Source organism: Streptomyces sp. NPDC007264, from assembly GCF_042869095.1.
GTDB lineage: Bacteria > Actinomycetota > Actinomycetes > Streptomycetales > Streptomycetaceae > Streptomyces.
This window is the reverse complement of the sequence record NZ_JBIAFD010000004.1, coordinates 466496-485233: the sequence shown is the minus strand read 5'-3', so window position 1 is coordinate 485233 and position 18738 is coordinate 466496. Positions and strand designations below refer to the sequence as shown.

Annotated in this window: 18 protein-coding genes and 1 riboswitch; of the genes, 5 read left to right on the top strand and 13 right to left on the bottom strand. The window is 69.7% G+C overall.

All coding sequences use genetic code 11. The features are described from left to right. Positions 1-160: 160 nt before the first annotated feature. Positions 161-277: riboswitch (SAM riboswitch) on the bottom strand. 77 nt (positions 278-354) lie between these two features. The 7 genes from ACFYMU_RS09365 to ACFYMU_RS09335 all read right to left on the bottom strand — a co-directional run bounded on the left by ACFYMU_RS09365 (position 355) and on the right by ACFYMU_RS09335 (position 6611). Continuing rightward, positions 355-522, bottom strand: a complete 168-nt coding sequence (locus tag ACFYMU_RS09365) for a hypothetical protein (protein ID WP_388370298.1) — start codon at positions 520-522, stop codon at positions 355-357. A gap of 42 nt (positions 523-564) precedes the next feature. Further along, positions 565-921, bottom strand: coding sequence for a PRC-barrel domain-containing protein (locus tag ACFYMU_RS09360; protein ID WP_388370296.1), 357 nt, complete (start codon positions 919-921; stop codon positions 565-567). Between the two features lie 205 nt (positions 922-1126). After that, positions 1127-2191 carry an anthranilate phosphoribosyltransferase gene (gene trpD / locus ACFYMU_RS09355; protein ID WP_388370293.1) on the bottom strand — a complete coding sequence of 355 codons (1065 nt, stop codon included), beginning with the start codon at positions 2189-2191 and terminating at the stop codon, positions 1127-1129. Between the two features lie 184 nt (positions 2192-2375). Beyond that, positions 2376-4013, bottom strand: a complete 1638-nt coding sequence (locus tag ACFYMU_RS09350; protein ID WP_388370291.1) for a cytochrome bc complex cytochrome b subunit — start codon at positions 4011-4013, stop codon at positions 2376-2378. After that, positions 4010-5068 carry a Rieske 2Fe-2S domain-containing protein gene (locus ACFYMU_RS09345; protein ID WP_388370287.1) on the bottom strand — a complete coding sequence of 353 codons (1059 nt, stop codon included), beginning with the start codon at positions 5066-5068 and terminating at the stop codon, positions 4010-4012. The genes ACFYMU_RS09350 and ACFYMU_RS09345 overlap by 4 nt, the downstream gene beginning before the upstream one ends. Beyond that, the gene (locus ACFYMU_RS09340; RefSeq protein ID WP_388370284.1) at positions 5065-5877 is read right to left on the bottom strand and encodes a c-type cytochrome; all 813 of its coding nucleotides are present in this window, start codon (positions 5875-5877) and stop codon (positions 5065-5067) included. Before ACFYMU_RS09340 ends, ACFYMU_RS09345 begins: the two co-directional genes overlap by 4 nt. 113 nt (positions 5878-5990) lie before the next feature. After that, positions 5991-6611, bottom strand: coding sequence for a heme-copper oxidase subunit III (locus tag ACFYMU_RS09335; RefSeq protein ID WP_388370282.1), 621 nt, complete (start codon positions 6609-6611; stop codon positions 5991-5993). 178 nt (positions 6612-6789) lie between these two features. Between ACFYMU_RS09335 and ACFYMU_RS09330 the strand changes: the two genes are divergently transcribed. Continuing rightward, the gene (locus ACFYMU_RS09330; RefSeq protein ID WP_388370280.1) at positions 6790-7191 is read left to right on the top strand and encodes a hypothetical protein; all 402 of its coding nucleotides are present in this window, start codon (positions 6790-6792) and stop codon (positions 7189-7191) included. Between the two features lie 108 nt (positions 7192-7299). Here the strand turns inward: ACFYMU_RS09330 and ACFYMU_RS09325 are convergent, their stop codons facing one another. From ACFYMU_RS09325 to coxB, 4 genes are all read right to left on the bottom strand, one after another. Continuing rightward, the gene (locus ACFYMU_RS09325; protein WP_388370278.1) at positions 7300-8550 is read right to left on the bottom strand and encodes an Ig-like domain-containing protein; all 1251 of its coding nucleotides are present in this window, start codon (positions 8548-8550) and stop codon (positions 7300-7302) included. 141 nt (positions 8551-8691) lie between these two features. After that, positions 8692-9090 carry a cytochrome c oxidase subunit 4 gene (locus ACFYMU_RS09320; RefSeq protein WP_388370276.1) on the bottom strand — a complete coding sequence of 133 codons (399 nt, stop codon included), beginning with the start codon at positions 9088-9090 and terminating at the stop codon, positions 8692-8694. Next, entirely contained in the window at positions 9087-10817 is a 1731-nt protein-coding gene (gene ctaD / locus ACFYMU_RS09315) for a cytochrome c oxidase subunit I (protein ID WP_388370273.1), read from the bottom strand. Before ctaD ends, ACFYMU_RS09320 begins: the two co-directional genes overlap by 4 nt. Then, entirely contained in the window at positions 10814-11773 is a 960-nt protein-coding gene (gene coxB / locus ACFYMU_RS09310; RefSeq protein WP_388370270.1) for a cytochrome c oxidase subunit II, read from the bottom strand. Before coxB ends, ctaD begins: the two co-directional genes overlap by 4 nt. A 299-nt stretch (positions 11774-12072) precedes the next feature. Here coxB and ACFYMU_RS09305 point away from each other — a divergent pair, with 299 nt between their 5' ends. Continuing rightward, positions 12073-13449, top strand: coding sequence for a cysteine desulfurase/sulfurtransferase TusA family protein (locus ACFYMU_RS09305; RefSeq protein WP_388370267.1), 1377 nt, complete (start codon positions 12073-12075; stop codon positions 13447-13449). Between the two features lie 63 nt (positions 13450-13512). Here ACFYMU_RS09305 and ACFYMU_RS09300 read toward each other — a convergent pair whose 3' ends face one another. After that, positions 13513-14487: a carbohydrate kinase family protein gene (locus tag ACFYMU_RS09300; RefSeq protein WP_388370264.1), complete on the bottom strand. Its 975-nt coding sequence runs from the start codon at positions 14485-14487 to the stop codon at positions 13513-13515. A gap of 133 nt (positions 14488-14620) precedes the next feature. Between ACFYMU_RS09300 and ACFYMU_RS09295 the strand changes: the two genes are divergently transcribed. Beyond that, on the top strand, positions 14621-14830 hold the full coding sequence (locus ACFYMU_RS09295) for a hypothetical protein (protein ID WP_388370261.1): 210 nt from the start codon (positions 14621-14623) through the stop codon (positions 14828-14830). A 220-nt stretch (positions 14831-15050) separates the two neighbouring features. After that, the gene (locus ACFYMU_RS09290; protein ID WP_388370259.1) at positions 15051-16577 is read left to right on the top strand and encodes a hypothetical protein; all 1527 of its coding nucleotides are present in this window, start codon (positions 15051-15053) and stop codon (positions 16575-16577) included. A gap of 108 nt (positions 16578-16685) precedes the next feature. On the opposite strand, the gene ACFYMU_RS09285 is transcribed toward ACFYMU_RS09290, so the two are convergent. Then, entirely contained in the window at positions 16686-17042 is a 357-nt protein-coding gene (locus ACFYMU_RS09285) for an iron-sulfur cluster assembly accessory protein (protein WP_388370256.1), read from the bottom strand. A 339-nt stretch (positions 17043-17381) separates the two neighbouring features. On the opposite strand from ACFYMU_RS09285, the gene nadA reads away from it, so the two are divergent. Continuing rightward, the gene (gene nadA / locus ACFYMU_RS09280) at positions 17382-18566 is read left to right on the top strand and encodes a quinolinate synthase NadA (protein ID WP_388370253.1); all 1185 of its coding nucleotides are present in this window, start codon (positions 17382-17384) and stop codon (positions 18564-18566) included. Positions 18567-18738 lie beyond the last annotated feature (172 nt).

Below are 18738 nucleotides of genomic sequence, written 5' to 3'. Positions count from 1 at the left end.
CGTCGCAATCCACACCGAACCGGAAGGCCCTCACCTGTTCAAGATCCCTCAGCCGAGACCTGGCTCACCCGTCCACAACCTCCCCGGACAGAACACCTAGCGCATTCGCTTGCTCACGGAAAGGCTCCCTCGAACGACCAGGACCCCTGGTGAGGCGAGGGGTCCGCGCTTGCCGCAGACCTCGCTGCCTGCGGCCTGGTCTTCACCCGGGGCACCCCGCCACGGACGGAGGGTTGCCGGACAGCCGGCCGGGGCCGTGTGACTGTCGCTCATGACCTGACGGGGACACTACGGGACGTGATCACCCGAACGCAACGTCTGTCCGGATACCGGAACGGGCACCGGGCGCCCGCCTCACCGGAGAGGGCGCCGGCGTGACCGGGACCAGCGCACACCGAGCAGCACGAGGTCGGCCACGAAGACCACGACACCGATGATCAGGAGGTAGAACAGCCCCTTCACGACCACGCCGACGAGCCCCAGCGCGACCGCCACGAGGACCAGGAACAGGAACAGCGCCATGAGCGACCACATCCTCGGGCGGTGCCGTGCCCCACGCGCCGTTCAGCGGCGCGCCAGGCGGCGTCCACGGTCGGCTCCGGGCTCGTAGGGCTTGTCGTAGTGCTGGTAGACCTCTGCTTCCCGCTCGACCGGGAGGACGTCGTCCACGCCCATGGACGGCGCCTTCCGCACCACGCCCCTGGAGTGCGCCACCTTCACATAGCCCGGTCCGAGGGTCGCCTCGTCGAGGGGGACGAAGACGAGCCGGTGCCGGGTCGGCATCCCGGTGCGGACGGTGGCCATGGCCGGCGCGTCGGTGGAAGTGTCCACGTAGACCGCCTCCAGGGCCCCGATCTTGCGGCCCTTGGGGTCGACCACATCCTGATTGCGCCATTCGCGGATATCGGCTGAATGAATCATGCCTCGCTCCTTGCGACCGGCGGATCTCCCACGGGCGTTCCGGCCGGCGCGGGCGTGACCGGCGGGGACCGCCACGCGTTCACTGTACTCCGGCCGAACACCCGTCGCGCGTTTGACCTGGCCTTTTACCACCCGGAAGGCGGCATCCTCCGGCCCGGCCGGGCCGGGCCGGGGGACGCCCCCGGCCCGGACCGTCCGCGGGGCGCTACGCGTTGGTGGCCGCCACCCACCGCTCCAGGACCCGCTTGGCCGCGCCGGAGTCGATCGACTCGGCCGCCCTCTCCATGCCCGCCCGGATCTGGTCCGCGAGCGGGGCCTCGCCCATGTCCAGCGCCACCAGGGCCGCCGCCGAGTTCAGCAGCACCGCGTCCCGTACCGGCCCCGTCTCGCCCTCCAGCAGCCGCCGCGCCACGTCCGCGTTGTACGACGCGTCGGCGCCCCTCAGCGCCTCCACCGGGACCGGCTCGATACCGACGTCCCGGGGGTCGAAGGACTCCTCGGTGACCTTGCCGTCACGGACGGTCCACACGTGTGACGTCGACGTGGTGGTCAACTCGTCCAGGCCGTCGTCGCCCCGGAAGACCAGGGACGAGTTCCCGCGCTCCGCGAAGACGCCCGCCACGATCGGTGCCATCCTCGCGTCGGCGACCCCGATGGCCTGCGCCCTGACCCGGGCCGGGTTCGTCAGCGGACCGAGGAAGTTGAACACCGTCCGGATGCCCAGCTGTCCGCGCGCGACGGCCACGTGCCGCAGCGCCGGGTGGAACTTCACCGCGAAGCAGAAGGTGATCCCCGCCTCCTCGGCCACCTCGGCCACCCGCTGCGGCGTCAGCTCCAGATTCACCCCGAGCTTCTCCAGCACGTCCGAGGCCCCGGACGCGGAGGACGCGGCCCGGTTGCCGTGCTTGACGACCTTCGCGCCCGTGCCCGCCACCACGATCGCCGACATGGTGGAGATGTTCACGGTCTTGGCGCCGTCGCCGCCGGTGCCGACGATGTCGACGGTTCGTCCCGGCACCTCGATCACGTTCGCGTGCTCGTACATCGCGCGGACGAGTCCGGTGATCTCCTCGACCGTCTCGCCCTTGGCCCGCAGGGCGACCGCGAACCCCGCGATCTGGGCGTCCGTCGCCTCCCCCCGCATGATCAGGTCCATCGCCCAGGCGGTGTCGTCCGCGGCGAGGTCCCGGCCGTCGAGCAGGCCGTTCAGCAGCAGGGGCCAGGAACGGCCCGCCGCGGTGTCGCCTCCAGCGGGGTGCACAGCGCTCATCAGCCGCTCCTGGGTCATGTCCCGAACGGGACTCGGTTCTCCGTTTCCGGACCCCCGCCGTGCCGCGGACGGGTCCTCGCCCCCGTGCGGGGACAGCTCCACCCTATCCAGCCCGGGGCACGGCAAAGGGCCCCGTCCATGCACTGGACGGGGCCCTTCGACCGTGGCGTGGCGCGCGCAGCGATCAGTGGTGGCCGTGGCCGCTCGTGATCTCCTTGTACTCCTCGACCGTGGGCTTGGGGATCTGGTTGTCCTCCCCGTAGTAGGCGTTGCTGAGCTTGGCGCGCAGCTTCTCCGAGCCCTTGACCTTCCGCTCGACGCCGTTCTCGTCGACCGTCGGGCCGATCTCGACCGGCTTGTACTGCTCGTGTGCCGTGAGCGTGTGCAGCTGCTCCTGGCTGAGCGGCTCGTGCACCTCGATGAACTCACCGTGCGGCAGCCGCTTGATGATGCCCGACTCGCGGCCGTGCAGCACCTTGTCGCGGTCCCGGCGCTGGAGGCCGAGGCAGATCCGCTTGGTGACGACGAACACGAGCACCGGCACCACGAAGAAGGAGATGCGCACGAACCAGGTGATCGCGTTGATCGACAGGTGGAAGTGGGTGGCCCAGAGGTCGTTTCCACCGCCGACCAGCAGCACGAAGTACCAGGCGATCCAGGCGGCACCGAAGGCGGTGCGCGTCGGGGCGTTGCGCGGGCGGTCCAGGATGTGGTGCTCGCGCTTGTCGCCGGTGACCCAGGACTCGATGAACGGGTAGACCGCGATCGCGACCAGGACCAGCGGGAAGATCATCAGCGGGACGAAGACGCCCAGGGCCAGCGTGTGGCCCGCGAAGTTGATCTCCCAGCCCGGCATCGAGCGGATCAGGCCCTCGGAGAAGCCCATGTACCAGTCGGGCTGGGCGCCGGTGGACACCTGGTCCGGACGGTAGGGGCCCATCGCCCAGATCGGGTTGATCTGGGCGATCGCCGCGACGATCGCGAGGGCGCCGAAGACCAGGAAGAAGAAGCCTCCGGCCTTCGCCATGTACACCGGCAGCAGCGGCATGCCGACGACGTTGTTGTTCGTCTTTCCGGGGCCCGCGAACTGCGTGTGCTTGTGGTAGAAGACCAGGATCAGGTGGCCGACCACCAGGCCGAGCATGATGCCCGGCAGCAGCAGGATGTGGACCGAGTAGAAGCGGGCCACGAAGTCGCCGCCCGGGAACTCGCCGCCGAAGAGGAACATCGACAGGTACGTGCCGACGATCGGCACGGACAGGATCGCACCCTGCATGAAGCGGACACCGGTGCCGGAGAGCAGGTCGTCCGGGAGCGAGTAACCGGTGAAGCCGGTGAACATGCCCAGGACGAACAGCAGGAAGCCGAACAGCCAGTTGATCTCACGCGGCTTGCGGAACGCGCCCGTGAAGAACACGCGCATCATGTGCACGAACATGCCGGCGAGGAAGACCAGCGCCGCCCAGTGGTGGATCTGCCGGATCAGCAGGCCGCCGCGGACGTCGAAGCTGATGTGCAGCGTCGAGTTGAAGGCCTCGCTCATCAGCTGGCCCTGCAGCGGGATGTAGCTGCCGTGGTACTCCACCTCGTTCATCGACGGGTGGAAGAACAGCGTCAGATACACACCCGTGAGGATGATGATGATGAAGCTGTAGAGGCAGACCTCGCCCAGCATGAACGACCAGTGGTCGGGGAAGATCTTGCGCATGTTGGCCTTGGCCAGGGAGTAGATCCCCAGCCGGCCGTCCGCCCAGTCGGCGACGCGCTCGCCGGCCGGTGCCCTCCCGCGCGAGCGGGACTCGTTGGTCGTCGTAGTACTCATCCGCGCTCCCAGAAGGAAGGACCGACGGGCTCTTCGAAGTCGCCGAGCGCTTCGAGGTAACCGTCCGCGTTGACGCCGATGCGCAGCTGCGGCAGGGCGTGACCGGCCGGGCCGAAGACGACCCGGGCACCGTCGGAGAGGTCGAAGGTGGACTGGTGGCACGGGCAGAGGACGTGGTGCGTCTGCTGCTCGTACAGGGAGATCGGGCAGCCGACGTGGGTGCAGATCTTCGAGTACGCCACGATGCCCTCGTGGGACCACTCGAGTTCCTTCTTGTCCTTGATGTTGCCCGGCTGCAGCCGGACGATCATCAGGGCCGCCTTGGCGATCTCCTTCTGGAAGTCCTCGTCGGCTTCCTCCAGGCCCTCGGGCTTGGCGAAGGTCAGCGAGCCCACCACGACGTCGGACGGACGCAGCGGCTCGTTGGTGTTCATGTTGACGAGGAGCTTGCCCTTGGACCACATGGTGTGCCGCAGCTTCGTCCCGGGCAGCGGGCCGAGGTCGCGCAGCAGGAAGAGGCCGGAGAGCGGCACCAGGGCGACCGCGCCGAGCATCGTGTTGCGGATCAGCTTGCGCCGGCCGAGCTGGGACTCCTTGGCGCCCTGCCGGAAGTCCGCCATGACCTTGGACTTGACCTCGGGCGGCGCCTCGATCGGGTGACGCTCGTCGGCGATCTCCTCGTCCGACATCAGGGTGCGGGCCCAGTGGACCGCGCCCGCGCCGATGGCGAACAGCGCCACGCCCAGCGTCACGCCCAGCGCGAAGTTCATCGCGCTGATGTGCCCGATCGGGAAGACGTAGATCGACTTGTCACCCGGGATGGTGACGTACGAGGCGATGAAGCCGAGGGTGGCCAGCATCGACACGGTGAACAGCAGGGCGACCGTGCGCTCGGAGCGCTTGGCGGCCCGCGCGTCGATGTCCTGGATACGGTGCTCGTGGGGCGGCAGGCCCGGGTCGGCGAACGGGTTCTGCTCGTCCGCCACCGTCACGGCACCGGGTGCGGTGTCCTGCTCAGCGGGCAGGTTCTCTTCTGGGATGTCTTGGCTACTCATGACTTCTTGGCCTTTGCGGTCCTAGCGGCGACCCAGACGGCGACCGCGATCAGCGCGCCGAGTCCGAAGATCCAGCCGAACAGGCCCTCGGAGACCGGACCGAGACCGCCCAGCTCGAGGCCGCCCGGGTTTTCCGTCTGGTCACCGTTGACCGCGTCGAGGTACGCGATGATGTCCTTCTTGTTCTGCTGGGACATCGTGGTGTCGGGGAAGGAGGGCATGTTCTGCGGGCCGGTCTGCATGGCCTCGTAGATGTGCTTCGGGTCGACACCCTGGAGGCTCGGCGCGAACTTGCCGTGCGTCAGGGCGCCGCCCTTGCCGGTGAAGTTGTGGCACTGCGCGCAGTTGGTCCGGAAGAGGTCACCGCCCTTGGCGATGTCGGCACCCTCGGGGCTGTAGTCGTTCTTCGACGGGACGGCCGGACCGGCACCGAGGGAGGCGACGTACGCCGCGAGCTGGTCGATCTGGGCCTGGGTGTAGATGTTCTTCTTCTTCGGGACCTGGGCGCCCTGGGAGGTGGCGGCCGGCATGCGGCCGGTGCCGACCTGGAAGTCGACGGCCGCCGCGCCGACGCCGACCAGGCTCGGGCCGTCGGAGCTGCCCTGACCGCCGGTGCCGTGGCAGCTGGCGCAGCCCACCGAGTAGAGCTTCTTGCCCTCCTCGATGGCGAGGGACTGGGCGCTGTCATCGGCCTGCGCCTTGTCCGCGGGCGCGAACGCGGCGTAGAGCCCCCCGGAGAGCGTCAGCGCGATGAGTAGGACGACGAGCGCCGCCATCGGATGGCGTCGTCGTGCGGAGAGCTTTTTCACGGATTACCCCGGTGTCAGGATCTTCTGCGTCGATGCTTCTGGAATGGGACCGGTTCGTCGCGGGCGATCGGTTCTCCCGGATCGGATGACCGTCCGCCGCGGCCAGCGGCCGTCTACTTGATCATGTAGATCGTGGCGAAGAGGCCGATCCAGACCACATCGACGAAGTGCCAGTAGTAGGACACGACGATGGCGGCGGTCGCCTGCTCGTGAGTGAACCTGCGCGCCGCGTAGGTGCGGCCGAGGACCAGGAGGAAGGCCACGAGGCCACCCGTCACGTGCAGGCCGTGGAAGCCGGTGGTCAGGTAGAAGACCGAGCCGTAGGGGTCGGAGGAGAGCGAGAGGCCTTCCTCCTTCACCAGGCTCGTGTATTCGAAGACCTGACCGCCGATGAAGATCGCACCCATGATGAAGGTGACGATGAACCAGCCTCGGAGCTTCTTCACGTCACCGCGCTCGGCCGCGAACACGCCGAGCTGACAGGTCAGGGAGGAAAGCACCAGGATGGTGGTGTTGGTGGCCGAGAACGGGAAGTTGAGGCTGTCCGCCATCTCCTTCCAGTGATCGGGCCCGGTCACCGATCGGAGGGTGAAGTACATCGCGAAGAGGGCCGCGAAGAACATCAGCTCGGAGCTCAGCCAAATGATGGTTCCGACGCTGGTGAGGTTCGGTCGATTGACCGACGGGTGCGCGTGCCCGGTGTCTACTGTCGTTGCTGTCGCCACGACCGACATTATGTCGGTCGCTTATCTCGCCCTCACTCCGGGGGGTGCCGTTCGGGGTGTCCCTACCGTGTGGACTGCCCGGATGGCGGATCGAAGGCTCGTCCGAACAGCTGTTGACCACGTGTTCAAGGGAGTAGCATCCCGCGCAACGGCCCGTTCAGTGTGACGCCGATGTCCCGGAGGAATCATGCAGCCGACCGCCACGGTGCTGGTCTACAGCGACGATGCCAACACCCGCGAACAGGTCCGGCTCGCGACCGGTCGCAGGCCGGCCCCGGACGTGCCCGTGGTCGAGTTCGTGGAGTGCGCCACGCCGGGCGCCGTCATCGGGGAGCTGGACAAGGGCGGCATCGATGTGTGCGTGCTCGACGGCGAGGCCGTGCCGATGGGCGGCATGGGTGTCTGCCGGCAGATCAAGGACGAGATCTTCCAGTGCCCGCCGGTGCTGCTGCTGATCGCACGTCCGCAGGACGCGTGGCTGGCCACCTGGAGCCGGGCCGACTCGGCCGTGGCACTGCCCGTGGAGCCGGTGGAGTTCGCCTCCGCTCTGGCCGCCCTGCTGCGCCGCAAGGCCCTTGTGACCGCCTGACGGACGGGCCGGGCGGGAAGGGGACGGCCGCGGGCCGTTCGCGCCTCCTGCGGCCGTACGACGCGGTCGGACGGGGTCCTGGCGGCACCGCCCCGCGGGTGCGTGGACTCACGCCGTCCCAGGACTCAGCCTCGCCCGGTCCCCGGCGGCCGGGGAGGCGCTCGCCGCCAGGGCGCTGCCCTTGCGCCACTTGTTCCAGTCGAGGTTCCAGTCGCCGAAGCCGTTGCCGAACGGGGGCATCTGCGCGCCCTTGGAGTTGACGACCTGGACTATGTCGCCCACGCGCACGGTGTTGAAGAACCACTGGGCGTACTGGTTGCTCATCCCGGTGCACCCGTGGCTGACGTTGGAGTATCCCTGGAAGTCGACGGACCAGGGCGCGGCGTGCACGTACTCACCGCTCCAGGTCACCCGGGTCGCCCAGTACACCAGCAGGTCGAACGAGTCCGACGAGTTCTCCGAGATGCCGATGGTGGTCCCGCGCATCCGTACGGGGTTCTCCTTGGACAGCACGACCTTGACGCCGTTGCGGGTGTCGTAGCCGGACCTGCCGGTGGTGACGGGGATCTCCTTGATCACCTCGCCGTTCCGGTAGACCGTCATCCGGTGCGCGGCCGCGTCCGTCAGGGCGACGATCCGGTCGCCGGTGGTGAGCTTGAGCGGCTTCGCCTCGCCGCCCCAGAGGCGGTCGCCGATCCTCACGCCCGCGAGGTTGCTGTGCACCGTGACGGTGGCGTGGGCGGGCCAGTAGTCCTTGGGGCGGTAGTGCAGCGTCTTGTCGTCCACCCAGTACCAGGAGCCCTGGACCGCGGGCACGGACTCCACCCTGAGGGTGCTCTCCACGGCCGCCCGGGAGGCCTTGTCCTTCACGGGGGCGCTGAGTTCGGCGGTCACGGGCTGGCCGACGCCGTACGTGCCCGCCTTGGGCCCGAAGGTGACGTTCAGCACCTTCTTGCTCTTGGGGGTGCCGGTGGCGAACTCGATGACCTTGCGGCCGGGGGCGCCGTCCTCGTCCTCCGTGCTCACCCGGACCGTGTAGTGGGTGCCGGCGGCCAGCGGTGAAGTGCTGTGCCAGCGGCTGCCGTCGGCGGAGAGCTCCCCGGACACGTAGCGGCCCCTGCTGTCGGTGGCCGTGACGTCCGTGATGCGGGCGTTCGCGTCGGAGGTGGTGATCTCCAGCGGCTTGTCGGGGTCGGCCTTCTTCTTGGTGCCGACGTTGTAGCTGATCTGCCCCGCCGCGTCGTACGGCTTCGCCGAGAGCGGGTCGCCGTCCGACGTGCAGGCGTCGAGGCCCGCGCCGAGGGCGATCACCAGCAGGGTGCAGCTGACGACCGTGCGGTTTCGCGGTGAGTGGCTCATGGGATCACGCTACGAACGTTCGTCAAGCACGGCGCGCCCGGTGACCCGTACGAGGGAAGAAAGAGGGGGCAAAAGAGGGAGCCCGGACGCTCCTGACGGAGGGTCCGGGCTCCCGTGCGCCGGGCGCGGATCTGCCGGGTACTACTGGGTGCGGTTCTCGCCGCGGTAGTACTCGAAGACCCAGCCCCACAGGCCCACCAGGATGAACGGGGCCGCAAAGTACATCAGCCACCAGCCGATCGCGACGCCCAGGAAGGCGAGCGCGCCGCCGAAGCCGAGGGCGAGCGGCTGCCAGCTGTGCGGGCTGAAGAAACCGAGCTCACCGGCGTCGTCCGCGACGTCGGCCTCCTTGTTGTCCTGGGCGCCTGCGTCGACCCGCCTGGCCGTGAAGGACAGGTAGTAGCCGACCATGACGCTCAGCCCGAAGGACAGGACGAGCGCGGTGGTGCCGGCCGGCTCCTTCGCCCACACGCCGTAGATGACGGCCATGAGGAGAAAGAAGAGGGACAGCCAGAGGAACATCTTGCCCTGGATCTTCACTTGCCGGCCTCCTTGCCACCAGCGAGGGCCTTGCTGCCGGCACCCATGTACTCGAGCTGCTCGAGTGCGGCGATCTCAGGGTGGTGCAGGTCGAAGGCGGGGGATTCCGAGCGGATCCGCGGCAGCGAGATGAAGTTGTGCCGCGGCGGCGGGCAGGAGGTGGCCCATTCGAGCGACCGGCCGTAGCCCCACGGGTCGTCCACGCCGACCGGCTGGCCGTACTTGGCCGTCTTCCACACGTTGTAGAGGAACGGCAGGACCGACAGACCGAGCACGAAGGAGAAGACCGTCGAGACCGTGTTCAGGGCCGTGAAGCCGTCGGCGGCGAGGTAGTCCGCGTAACGCCGCGGCATACCCTCCACACCCAGCCAGTGCTGCACCAGGAAGGTGCCGTGGAAGCCGACGAACAGCATCCAGAAGGTCATCTTGCCGAGGCGCTCGTCGAGCATCTTGCCGGTGAACTTCGGCCACCAGAAGTGGAACCCGGCGAACATCGCGAACACGACCGTGCCGAAGACCACGTAGTGGAAGTGCGCCACCACGAAGTACGAGTCCGAGATGTGGAAGTCCATCGGCGGCGCGGCCAGGATGACGCCCGTCAGACCACCGAACACGAAGGTGATCAGGAAGCCGGTCGCCCACAGCATCGGCGTCTCGAAGGACAGCGAGCCCTTCCACATCGTTCCGATCCAGTTGAAGAACTTCACGCCGGTGGGTACGGCGATGAGGAACGTCATGAAGGAGAAGAACGGAAGCAGCACGCCACCGGTGACGTACATGTGGTGCGCCCACACCGTGACCGACAGGCCGGCGATGGCGATGGTGGCGCCGATCAGGCCCGTGTAGCCGAACATCGGCTTACGGCTGAAGACCGGGATGACCTCGGAGATGATGCCGAAGAACGGCAGCGCGATGATGTACACCTCTGGATGGCCGAAGAACCAGAAGAGGTGCTGCCACAACAGCGCGCCGCCGTTGGTGGCATCGAACACGTGGGCACCGAACTTGCGGTCCGCCTCCAGGGCGAACAGCGCCGCCGCGAGGACCGGGAACACGATCAGCGCGAGCACGGCGGTCAGCAGCACGTTCCACACGAAGATCGGCATCCGGAACATGGTCATGCCGGGGGCCCGCATGCAGATGATCGTGGTGATGAAGTTGACCGAGCCGAGGATCGTGCCGAAGCCGGAGAGGGTCAGACCCATGATCCACATGTCGGCGCCGACGCCGGGCGAACGGATCGCGTCCGACAGGGGCGCGTACGCGAACCAGCCGAAGTCGGCCGCGCCCTGCGGGGTGAGGAAACCGCCGACCGCGACGAGCGAGCCGAGCAGGTAGAGCCAGTAGGCGAACATGTTCAGCCGCGGGAACGCCACGTCGGGCGCGCCGATCTGCAGCGGCATGATCCAGTTCGTGAAACCGGCGAACAGCGGCGTCGCGAACATCAGCAGCATGATCGTGCCGTGCATCGTGAACGCCTGGTTGAACTGCTCGTTCGTCATCATCTGCAGACCCGGCCGGGCGAGCTCGGCGCGCATGAGGAGCGCCATCACGCCGCCGATGCAGAAGAAGGCGAACGACGTGACCAGGTACAGCGTGCCGATCGTCTTGTGGTCGGTGGTGGTCAGCCACTTGATGACGGAGTTGCCGGGTTGCTTGCGCCTGGCCGGCAGCTCGCTCACGTGCGAGCCCGCGGCCGCACCCTGTGGTTCGTTGAGGATGCTCACAGTTCGTTCGCCTCCCGGTTCTTCTCGTGGCCCGTCTGCGCGATGCCGGCGGGCATGTAACCGGTCTGCCCCTTCTTGGCGAGGTCCTTGAGGTGCTGCTCGTACCGCTCAGGCGAGACGATCTTCACGTTGAACAGCATCCGGGAGTGGTCGACGCCGCAGAGCTCGGCGCACTTGCCCAGGTAGGTGCCCTCCTTGCTGGGGACCACCTGGAACGCGTTGGTGTGGCCCGGGATGACGTCGCGCTTCATCAGGAACGGCACCACCCAGAAGGAGTGGATGACGTCACGCGAGGTGAGGACGAAGCGGACGGTCTTGCCCTTGGGGAGCCAGAGGGTGGGACCGGGGTTGCCCGTCTGCGGGTTGCGCGTGGCGGGCGTGCCGATGTCGTAGACACCGCCGGCGTTCGCCGGGAATTCCTTCTTGAACCGGTCCGGAATGGCGGCCAGGTTCGCGTCGGTCTTCGCGTCGCCGGTCACACCGTCGACGGAGGAGATGTAGTTGAAGCCCCAGCTCCACTGAAAGCCGACGACGTTGATGGTGACGTCGGGCTTCTTGGACATGTCGAGGAGCTTCGACTCGTCACGAGCGGTGAAGTAGAAGAGGACCGAGATGATGAGGAGCGGGACAACCGTGTACAACGCCTCGATGGGCATGTTGTAGCGGGTCTGCCGAGGAACCTCGACCTTGGTGCGGCTGCGCCGGTGGAAGATTGCGCTCCACAGGATCAGGCCCCATACGAGGCAGCCGACGGCAAGCGCGGCCGCCCAGGAACCCTGCCACAGGGAGAGGATCCGAGGAGCCTCCTCCGTGATCGGGGTGGGCATACCAAGGCGGGGGAAGTCCTTGTATGTGCAACCGGTGGCGGTCGCCAGGACCAGGCCCGCGGTCAGTGCCTGCAGCAGCTTCCGCCGCATCGGGCGCCGCAGCGAGCGGTCGGAGCCGTTGGGACTCACGTAGCGCCTTCCCGAGAGTCTCGCCCGCGCGCTCGGCTGCGGCCTTTGTGCTGGTCGGTCGCCGCCCTGCGTCGGGCAGGGGTTTGATGTTTATGCGGACCAAACCCTACTGGACGCCATTTTGGGTCGCGCGGGGAGGGTGCCCAACGCGCCGCCCGTCACTCCGAAGGGGCGACTGTGCCGTCCGGGGGACGACCTCCGAACGGCCCGCAGACCCCCGAACCGGCGGCCCCCGCAGCCATCTGACGGGACCTTCGGGTCCCGCACCGGGGCCGGGGTGCGCGCGTTAGCGTTGCGGTGTGTCCTACTTCGACGCCGCCTCCGCCGCCCCCCTCCACCCCGTCGCCCGGCAGGCCCTGCTGGCCGCGCTCGACGAGGGGTGGGCCGATCCGTCCCGGCTGTACCGCGAGGGGCGGCGGGCGCGGCTGCTGCTGGACGCCGCGCGCGAGGCGGCCGCGGAGGCGGTGGGCTGCCGACCGGACGAACTGGTCTTCACCTCGTCCGGCACCCGGGCGGCGCACACCGGTGTCGAGGGGGCGCTGGCGGGTCGCCGCAGGATCGGACGTCACCTGATCGTGTCTGCGGTCGAGCACTCCTCCGTGCTCCATTCGGCGGAGGTGTTCGAGTCGGCCGGCGGAACGGTGACGCGGGTGCCGGTCTCCCGCGCGGGTGCCGTCACCCCCGAGGCGTACCGGGACGCGCTGCGCCCGGACACCGCGCTGGCGTGTCTTCAGTCGGCCAATCACGAGGTGGGGACGGTGCAGCCGGTCCCCGAGGTGGCCGCCGTGTGCCGGGCGGCCGGCGTGCCGCTGCTGGTGGACGCGGCGCAGTCGGTGGGCTGGGGTCCGGTGGCGGGCGACTGGTCGGTGCTGACGGCCAGCGCGCACAAATGGGGTGGACCCTCCGGTGTCGGGCTTCTCGTCGTGCGCAAGGGGGTGCGGTTCGCTCCTCAAGGGCCCGCGGACGAGCGGGAGTCGGGGCGGGCGGCCGGCTTCGAGAACATCCCGGCCGTCGTGGCGGCCGCCGCGTCCCTGCGGGCGGTGCGGGAGGAGGCGGCCCGGGAGGCGGTACGGCTGGGAGAGCTCACCCAGCGGATCCGGGTCCGGGTGCCGGACCTCGTACCCGATGTGGAGGTGGTCGGGGACCCGGACCGCAGACTGCCCGGGATCGTCACCTTCTCGTGTCTCTATGTCGACGGGGAGGCCCTGCTCCACGAGCTGGACAGATCGGGCTTCTCCGTCTCGTCGGGGTCGTCGTGCACGAGCAGCACGCTGACGCCGAGCCATGTGCTGAAGGCGATGGGGGTGCTCAGCGAGGGCAACGTCCGGGTGTCGCTGCCGCCGGGCACGCCCGCCGAGGAGGTCGACCGGTTCCTCTCGGTGCTGCCGGGCGCGGTGGCGGCGGTGCGCGAGAAGCTCGGCGCGCCGTCCCCCCGCACGGCCGCGGGCGAGGACGCCCTGGTCGTCGACGCCCTCGGCAAGCGCTGCCCGATCCCGGTGATCGAGCTGGCGAAGGTCATCGGGGACGTCCCGGTGGGCGGGACGGTGCGCGTCCTGGCGGACGACGAGGCGGCACGGCTGGACATCCCGGCGTGGTGCGAGATGCGGGGCCAGGAGTACGGGGGCGAGGAGCCGGCGGAAGGAGGCCGCGCCTACCTGGTCCGTCGGCTCGTCTAGGCCCGGCCAGGCCCGGCCCGGCGGAGTCCTGTCCGGTACGTCCTGCCGGGCCGCCGCCCGGGTTCAGACCAGGTGCTCCTTGACCTCCATGGCGGCGTCGTCGCCGTACGCCTTGGTGAAGCGCTCCATGAAGTGGGCGCGGCGCAGCTGGTACTCCTGGGTGCCCACCGTCTCGATGACCAGCGTCGCCAGCATGCAGCCGATCTGGGCCGCGCGCTCCAGCGTGACGCCCCAGGCCAGGCCCGACAGGAAGCCCGCGCGGAAGGCGTCGCCGACGCCCGTCGGGTCGACCTTCGCCGTCTCGTCGGGCACGCCGACCTCGAGCGGCTCCCGGCCGGACCGCTCGACGCGCACGCCCCGGGCGCCGAGCGTCGTCACCCGGTGGCCGACCCGGGCCAGGATCTCGCCGTCCGACCACCCGGTCTTGGTCTCGATGAGCCCCTTCTCGTACTCGTTGGAGAAGAGGTAGGTCGCCCCGTCGAGCAGTATCCGCACCTCGTCGCCGCTCATGCGCGCGATCTGCTGCGAGAAGTCGGCGGCGAACGGGATGGACCGGGTGCGGCACTCCTCGGTGTGGCGCAGCATCGCCTCCGGGTCGTCAGCGCCGATCAGCACCAGGTCGAGGCCGCCCACCCGGTCGGCGACCGTCTTCAGCTCGATGAGGCGGGCCTCGCTCATCGCGCCGGTGTAGAAGGAGCCGATCTGGTTGTGGTCGGCGTCGGTGGTGCAGACGAAGCGGGCCGTGTGCTCGGTCTCGGAGATGCGCACGGAGGCCGTGTCCACCCCGTGCCGGTCCAGCCACGCCCGGTACTCGTCGAAGTCCGAGCCGGCCGCGCCGACCAGGATCGGGCTGGTGCCGAGCTGCCCCATGCCGAAGGCGATGTTCGCGCCGACCCCGCCGCGGCGGACGTCGAGGCGGTCGACCAGGAAGGAGAGCGAGACCGTGTGCAGTTGGTCCGCGACGAGCTGGTCGGCGAAGCGGCCGGGGAACGTCATGAGGTGGTCGGTGGCGATGGAGCCGGTGACTGCGATACGCACGGCGAGGACACGCTCCTGTGGAGGAGGGGGATTGACAGTTCACGCTACCCGGTCGACCCGCGCCCCTGAAGCAGGCAAAACTACCCGATAGTAGATCTTTCTTCGTGGGCCTGGGGCTGCCTACGGTTTCGTCATGACGAAGCTCGAGATCCACGGCGCCGCCCCGTTCGATCAGGAAGGGGACCTGGCGTCGCTGCGCGGCGACTGCGCCCGCATGGTCCCGCACTGGGCCGCCCCGGAGCGGACCGCGTCCCGGCCCGTTCCCCCCTCCCTGATCCACGGGGTCTCCGTGCCGGCCGCCTCGGCCCGCCTCCTGGACTCCATGTCCGAGTACGGAGACTGAGCGCCCCTCGGGACCGGGCGCACCCGGGAAACCCGCGCCCCCCGAGGGAACCGTGCGCTCCCCCGCTGCGTCCCACCGCTGTCCCCCGTACGAGGGAGGCGGTGTACGGCCTTCCCGCGCACGCCCTTCCCGTGCACGACCTTCCCGTGCACGGCCTTCCGTGTCCCTTCCGGTCACGGCGGGGTACCCGGGACAGCAGCGGACCCGAAGGAGCGATGCGGTGAACACCGAGCGACCCGACGACGCGCCCGGCGCCGGCCAGGCCACCGAGGAGCCGGGCGGGGCCGTGCCGCTCCGGCGGCGTTCCCCGCTGGTCGTCACCTCGGTGGCGGCCGCGGTCCTGCTCGTCGCGGGCGGCGGGGCGTATCTCGCGGCGACCGCGTCCGGCGGCACGGGCGGGTACTCGACGCCGGGCGGTGACGGCACTCCCCCGGCGCTGGCCCTCGACGGCCGGGGCGCGGGCGGCGGGGCGGGCATCGCGGTGGGCGAGCCCAACCCGTACGGCACCACGTACCGCGTGACGGGCGCACTCCCCGACGGCCCGGCGTCGGCGCCGGTGTACCGGGCGACGGGTGAGGTGACGCGGGACGAGGTGGCCCGGCTCGCCCGGGCGCTGGACGTGAGCGGCACCCCGAAGCCGGCCGGCGGGGCCTGGACGGTCGGGGCGACCGAGGACGGCTCCGAGCCCGTGCTGCGGGTGAACCGGCAGGCACCGGGAACGTGGACGTTCAGCCGGTACCCCCACGGGGCCGACAACCGCTGCGCGGGAGCGAAACGGTGCGCGTCCCTCGAGAACTTCCCCGGCCCGGTGAGCGAGGCCGCCGCGAAGAAGGCGGCCGCCCCGGTGCTGAAGGCGGTGGGCCAGGGCGGCGCCGCGCTCGACGCCCGCCAGGTCATGGGCTCCCTGCGGGTGGTCAACGCCGATCCGAAGATCGGCGCCCTGCCCACGCACGGCTGGTCGACCGGCGTCCAGGTGGCCGCGGACGGCCGGATCGTCGGCGGCAGCGGCAACCTGAAGGCACCGGTGAGGGGCGCCCTCTATCCGGTCGTCGACGCGAAGCGGACGCTGGATCTGATGAACGGCGCTCCCTCGTCGTACGGCCGCAAGGGCATCGGGGGCTGCGCGAGCCCCGTACCGCTCAAGGACCGGGACGAGGCGCCGTGCGGGGCGTCCACCGCGGCGCCCGAGCGGGCCTCCGCGCCGGTGGTGGGCGCGGTGTTCGGGCTCGCGCGGCACTCCGTGGACGCGAGGGCGGTGCTGGTGCCGTCGTGGCTGTTCGAGGTGCGGCCCGCGGGGTCCCGGGACACCGTCACGGTGACGTATCCGGCGGTCGACCCGCGGTATCTGACCGCGCCGCAGCCGCCCGGCCAGCCGAGCGGGACGCCGGCCCCGCGGACGAGCGGGCCGGCCGACCCGGCGTCACCGGCGCCGGCGAAGCGTGCGGTGAAGGTGATGGGTTACACCGCCGACGGCAGCGATCTCACCATCGTCTACGAGGGCGGGGTGTGCGCCGACTACGCGGCGTCCGTGCGCGAGAGCTCCGGCCGGGTGACGGTGAGCGTGACCGAGACGCCCTGGCCGGGCAAGGTGGTCTGCATCGCGATCGCCAAGATCTACCACGAGACGCTGCACCTGAAGGCGCCGCTGGGCGACCGCGAGGTGGTGGGCTCGGACGGCAGGCCGATCGCGCGGGAGACGCCCGGCACGCTGCCCTCGGACGGAGCGGGGCCTCCGCTGGCGCGGTAGGGCACCCGGCGCGGCAGGACACCGCACCGGCTCGCACCCGGACATGCGGGAAGGCGGCGCCCCCGGCCGGGGGCGCCGCCTTCCGGCATCTGCCCGTGGGGCGTGTGCTCAGCTGAAGGAGTCGCCGCAGGCGCAGGACCCCGTCGCGTTCGGGTTGTCGATCGTGAAGCCCTGCTTCTCGATGGTGTCGACGAAGTCGACGGTGGCACCGCCCAGGTACGGGGCGCTCATGCGGTCGGTGACGACCTTGACGCCGCCGAAGTCCTTCTCCACGTCGCCGTCGAGGGACCGCTCGTCGAAGAAGAGCTGGTAGCGCAGGCCGGAGCAGCCACCGGGCTGGACCGCGACGCGCAGCGCCAGGTCGTCACGGCCTTCCTGGTCGAGCAGGGCCTTGACCTTGGCCGCGGCGGCGTCGGTCAGGATGATGCCGTCGGCGACGGTGGTGGTCTCGTCCTGTACGGACATCTACATCTCTCCCGGGTCGTACGGAGACTGCTTGCCGCCGAATGCAACCGGCGTGGCCGCGGATTCATTCCGGGCCGGGCACGTTTCTTTTGTCTTCCCCCACTCATGCTCGCACACGCGAGGGAACGCGGACACCGGCCCGCCGAGAAGCCCAGGGCACTTCGTCGTGTCGCCGGGCGGGGCGTGCCGGGATTCACGTCACATCGACGCTATGGCCATCGTCAACGTGACGTGAACCAGTTATGATAGATAGCGTCAATTCGACGAAAAGGCGTGTACCGCATGTCCCGTCGGCCCACTCCCGGGCCGGCGAGCCGCAGAACAGAAAGGGTGCGTGTCGTGACCACCGCCCAGACCCAGGAGCTCGACGTACAGCCGACGCCCCTCGCCCTGCTGCTGCTCGGCCGTGAGGCCGACCCGAGGAGCGAGCGGGGCGTCGAGTGTCCCGGCGAGCTGCCCTCCCCCTCCGACCCGGACCTGGTCGAGCGGGCCCGCGCGGCCAAGGAGAGGCTCGGGGACAAGGTCTTCGTACTCGGCCACCACTACCAGCGCGACGAGGTCATCCAGTTCGCCGACGTCACGGGCGACTCCTTCAAGCTGGCCCGGGACGCGGCGGCGCGGCCGGAGGCCGAGTACATCGTCTTCTGCGGTGTGCACTTCATGGCGGAGTCGGCGGACATCCTGACGAGCGACGAGCAGAAGGTCGTCCTGCCGGACCTGGCGGCGGGGTGCTCGATGGCCGACATGGCCACGGCCGAGCAGGTCGCCGAGTGCTGGGACGCCCTGGGCGAGGCGGGCGTGGCCGAGCAGGTCGTGCCGGTCTCGTACATGAACTCCTCGGCCGACATCAAGGCGTTCACCGGCAAGCACGGCGGCACCATCTGCACCTCGTCCAACGCGAAGCGGGCCCTGGAGTGGGCCTTCCAGCAGGGCGAGAAGGTCCTGTTCCTGCCGGACCAGCATCTGGGCCGCAACACGGCGGTGCGGGACATGGGCATGTCGCTCGACGACTGCGTCGTCTACAACCCGCACAAGCCGAACGGCGGGCTGACGGCCGAGGAACTGCGCGCCGCGAAGATGATCCTGTGGCGGGGCCACTGCTCGGTGCACGGCCGCTTCGGTCTCGACTCGGTGAACGAGGTGCGCGAGCGGATCCCGGGCGTCAATGTGCTGGTGCACCCCGAGTGCAGGCACGAGGTGGTGTCCGCGGCCGACTACGTGGGCTCGACCGAGTACATCATCAAGACGCTGGAGGCGGCGCCGGCGGGCTCCAAGTGGGCCATCGGCACGGAGCTGAACCTCGTACGGCGGCTGGCGAACCGTTTCGCGCCGGAGGGCAAGGAGATCGTCTTCCTCGACCGCACGGTGTGCTTCTGCTCGACCATGAACCGCATCGACCTGCCGCACCTGGTGTGGGCGCTGGAGTCCCTGGCCGAGGGCAACCTCGTCAACCGCATCGAGGTCGACAAGGAGACGGAGGCGTTCGCGAAGCTGGCGCTGGAGCGGATGCTGGCGCTGCCGTAACCCTCTCGTCCTGCCGCCGTCACGGAGGGGGTGCCCAGGAGGGCGCCCCCTCCGCTGTGCGCGCGGCGCCGGCCACGCGGGTCGGGCGATGAGGACTGCGCGGTCCGCGAAGGCCGTGCCGACGTCACCGATGCCGACCGCTCGGCGGCAACCGGGGGCATGACGTCATGAT

Bases quoted from the DNA above. Each gene is read 5' to 3' on its own strand.
- trpD (WP_388370293.1), bottom strand. From the start codon at position 2,191: ATGAGCGCTGTGCACCCCGCTGGAGGCGACACCGCGGCGGGCCGTTCC.
- ACFYMU_RS09350 (WP_388370291.1), bottom strand. From the start codon at position 4,013: ATGAGTACTACGACGACCAACGAGTCCCGCTCGCGCGGGAGGGCACCG.
- ACFYMU_RS09295 (WP_388370261.1), top strand. From the start codon at position 14,621: ATGACGAAGCTCGAGATCCACGGCGCCGCCCCGTTCGATCAGGAAGGG.
- ACFYMU_RS09335 (WP_388370282.1), bottom strand. From the start codon at position 6,611: ATGTCGGTCGTGGCGACAGCAACGACAGTAGACACCGGGCACGCGCAC.
- ACFYMU_RS09330 (WP_388370280.1), top strand. From the start codon at position 6,790: ATGCAGCCGACCGCCACGGTGCTGGTCTACAGCGACGATGCCAACACC.
- ACFYMU_RS09365 (WP_388370298.1), bottom strand. From the start codon at position 522: ATGGCGCTGTTCCTGTTCCTGGTCCTCGTGGCGGTCGCGCTGGGGCTC.
- ACFYMU_RS09360 (WP_388370296.1), bottom strand. From the start codon at position 921: ATGATTCATTCAGCCGATATCCGCGAATGGCGCAATCAGGATGTGGTC.
- ACFYMU_RS09285 (WP_388370256.1), bottom strand. From the start codon at position 17,042: ATGTCCGTACAGGACGAGACCACCACCGTCGCCGACGGCATCATCCTG.
- ACFYMU_RS09325 (WP_388370278.1), bottom strand. From the start codon at position 8,550: ATGAGCCACTCACCGCGAAACCGCACGGTCGTCAGCTGCACCCTGCTG.
- ACFYMU_RS09345 (WP_388370287.1), bottom strand. From the start codon at position 5,068: ATGAGTAGCCAAGACATCCCAGAAGAGAACCTGCCCGCTGAGCAGGAC.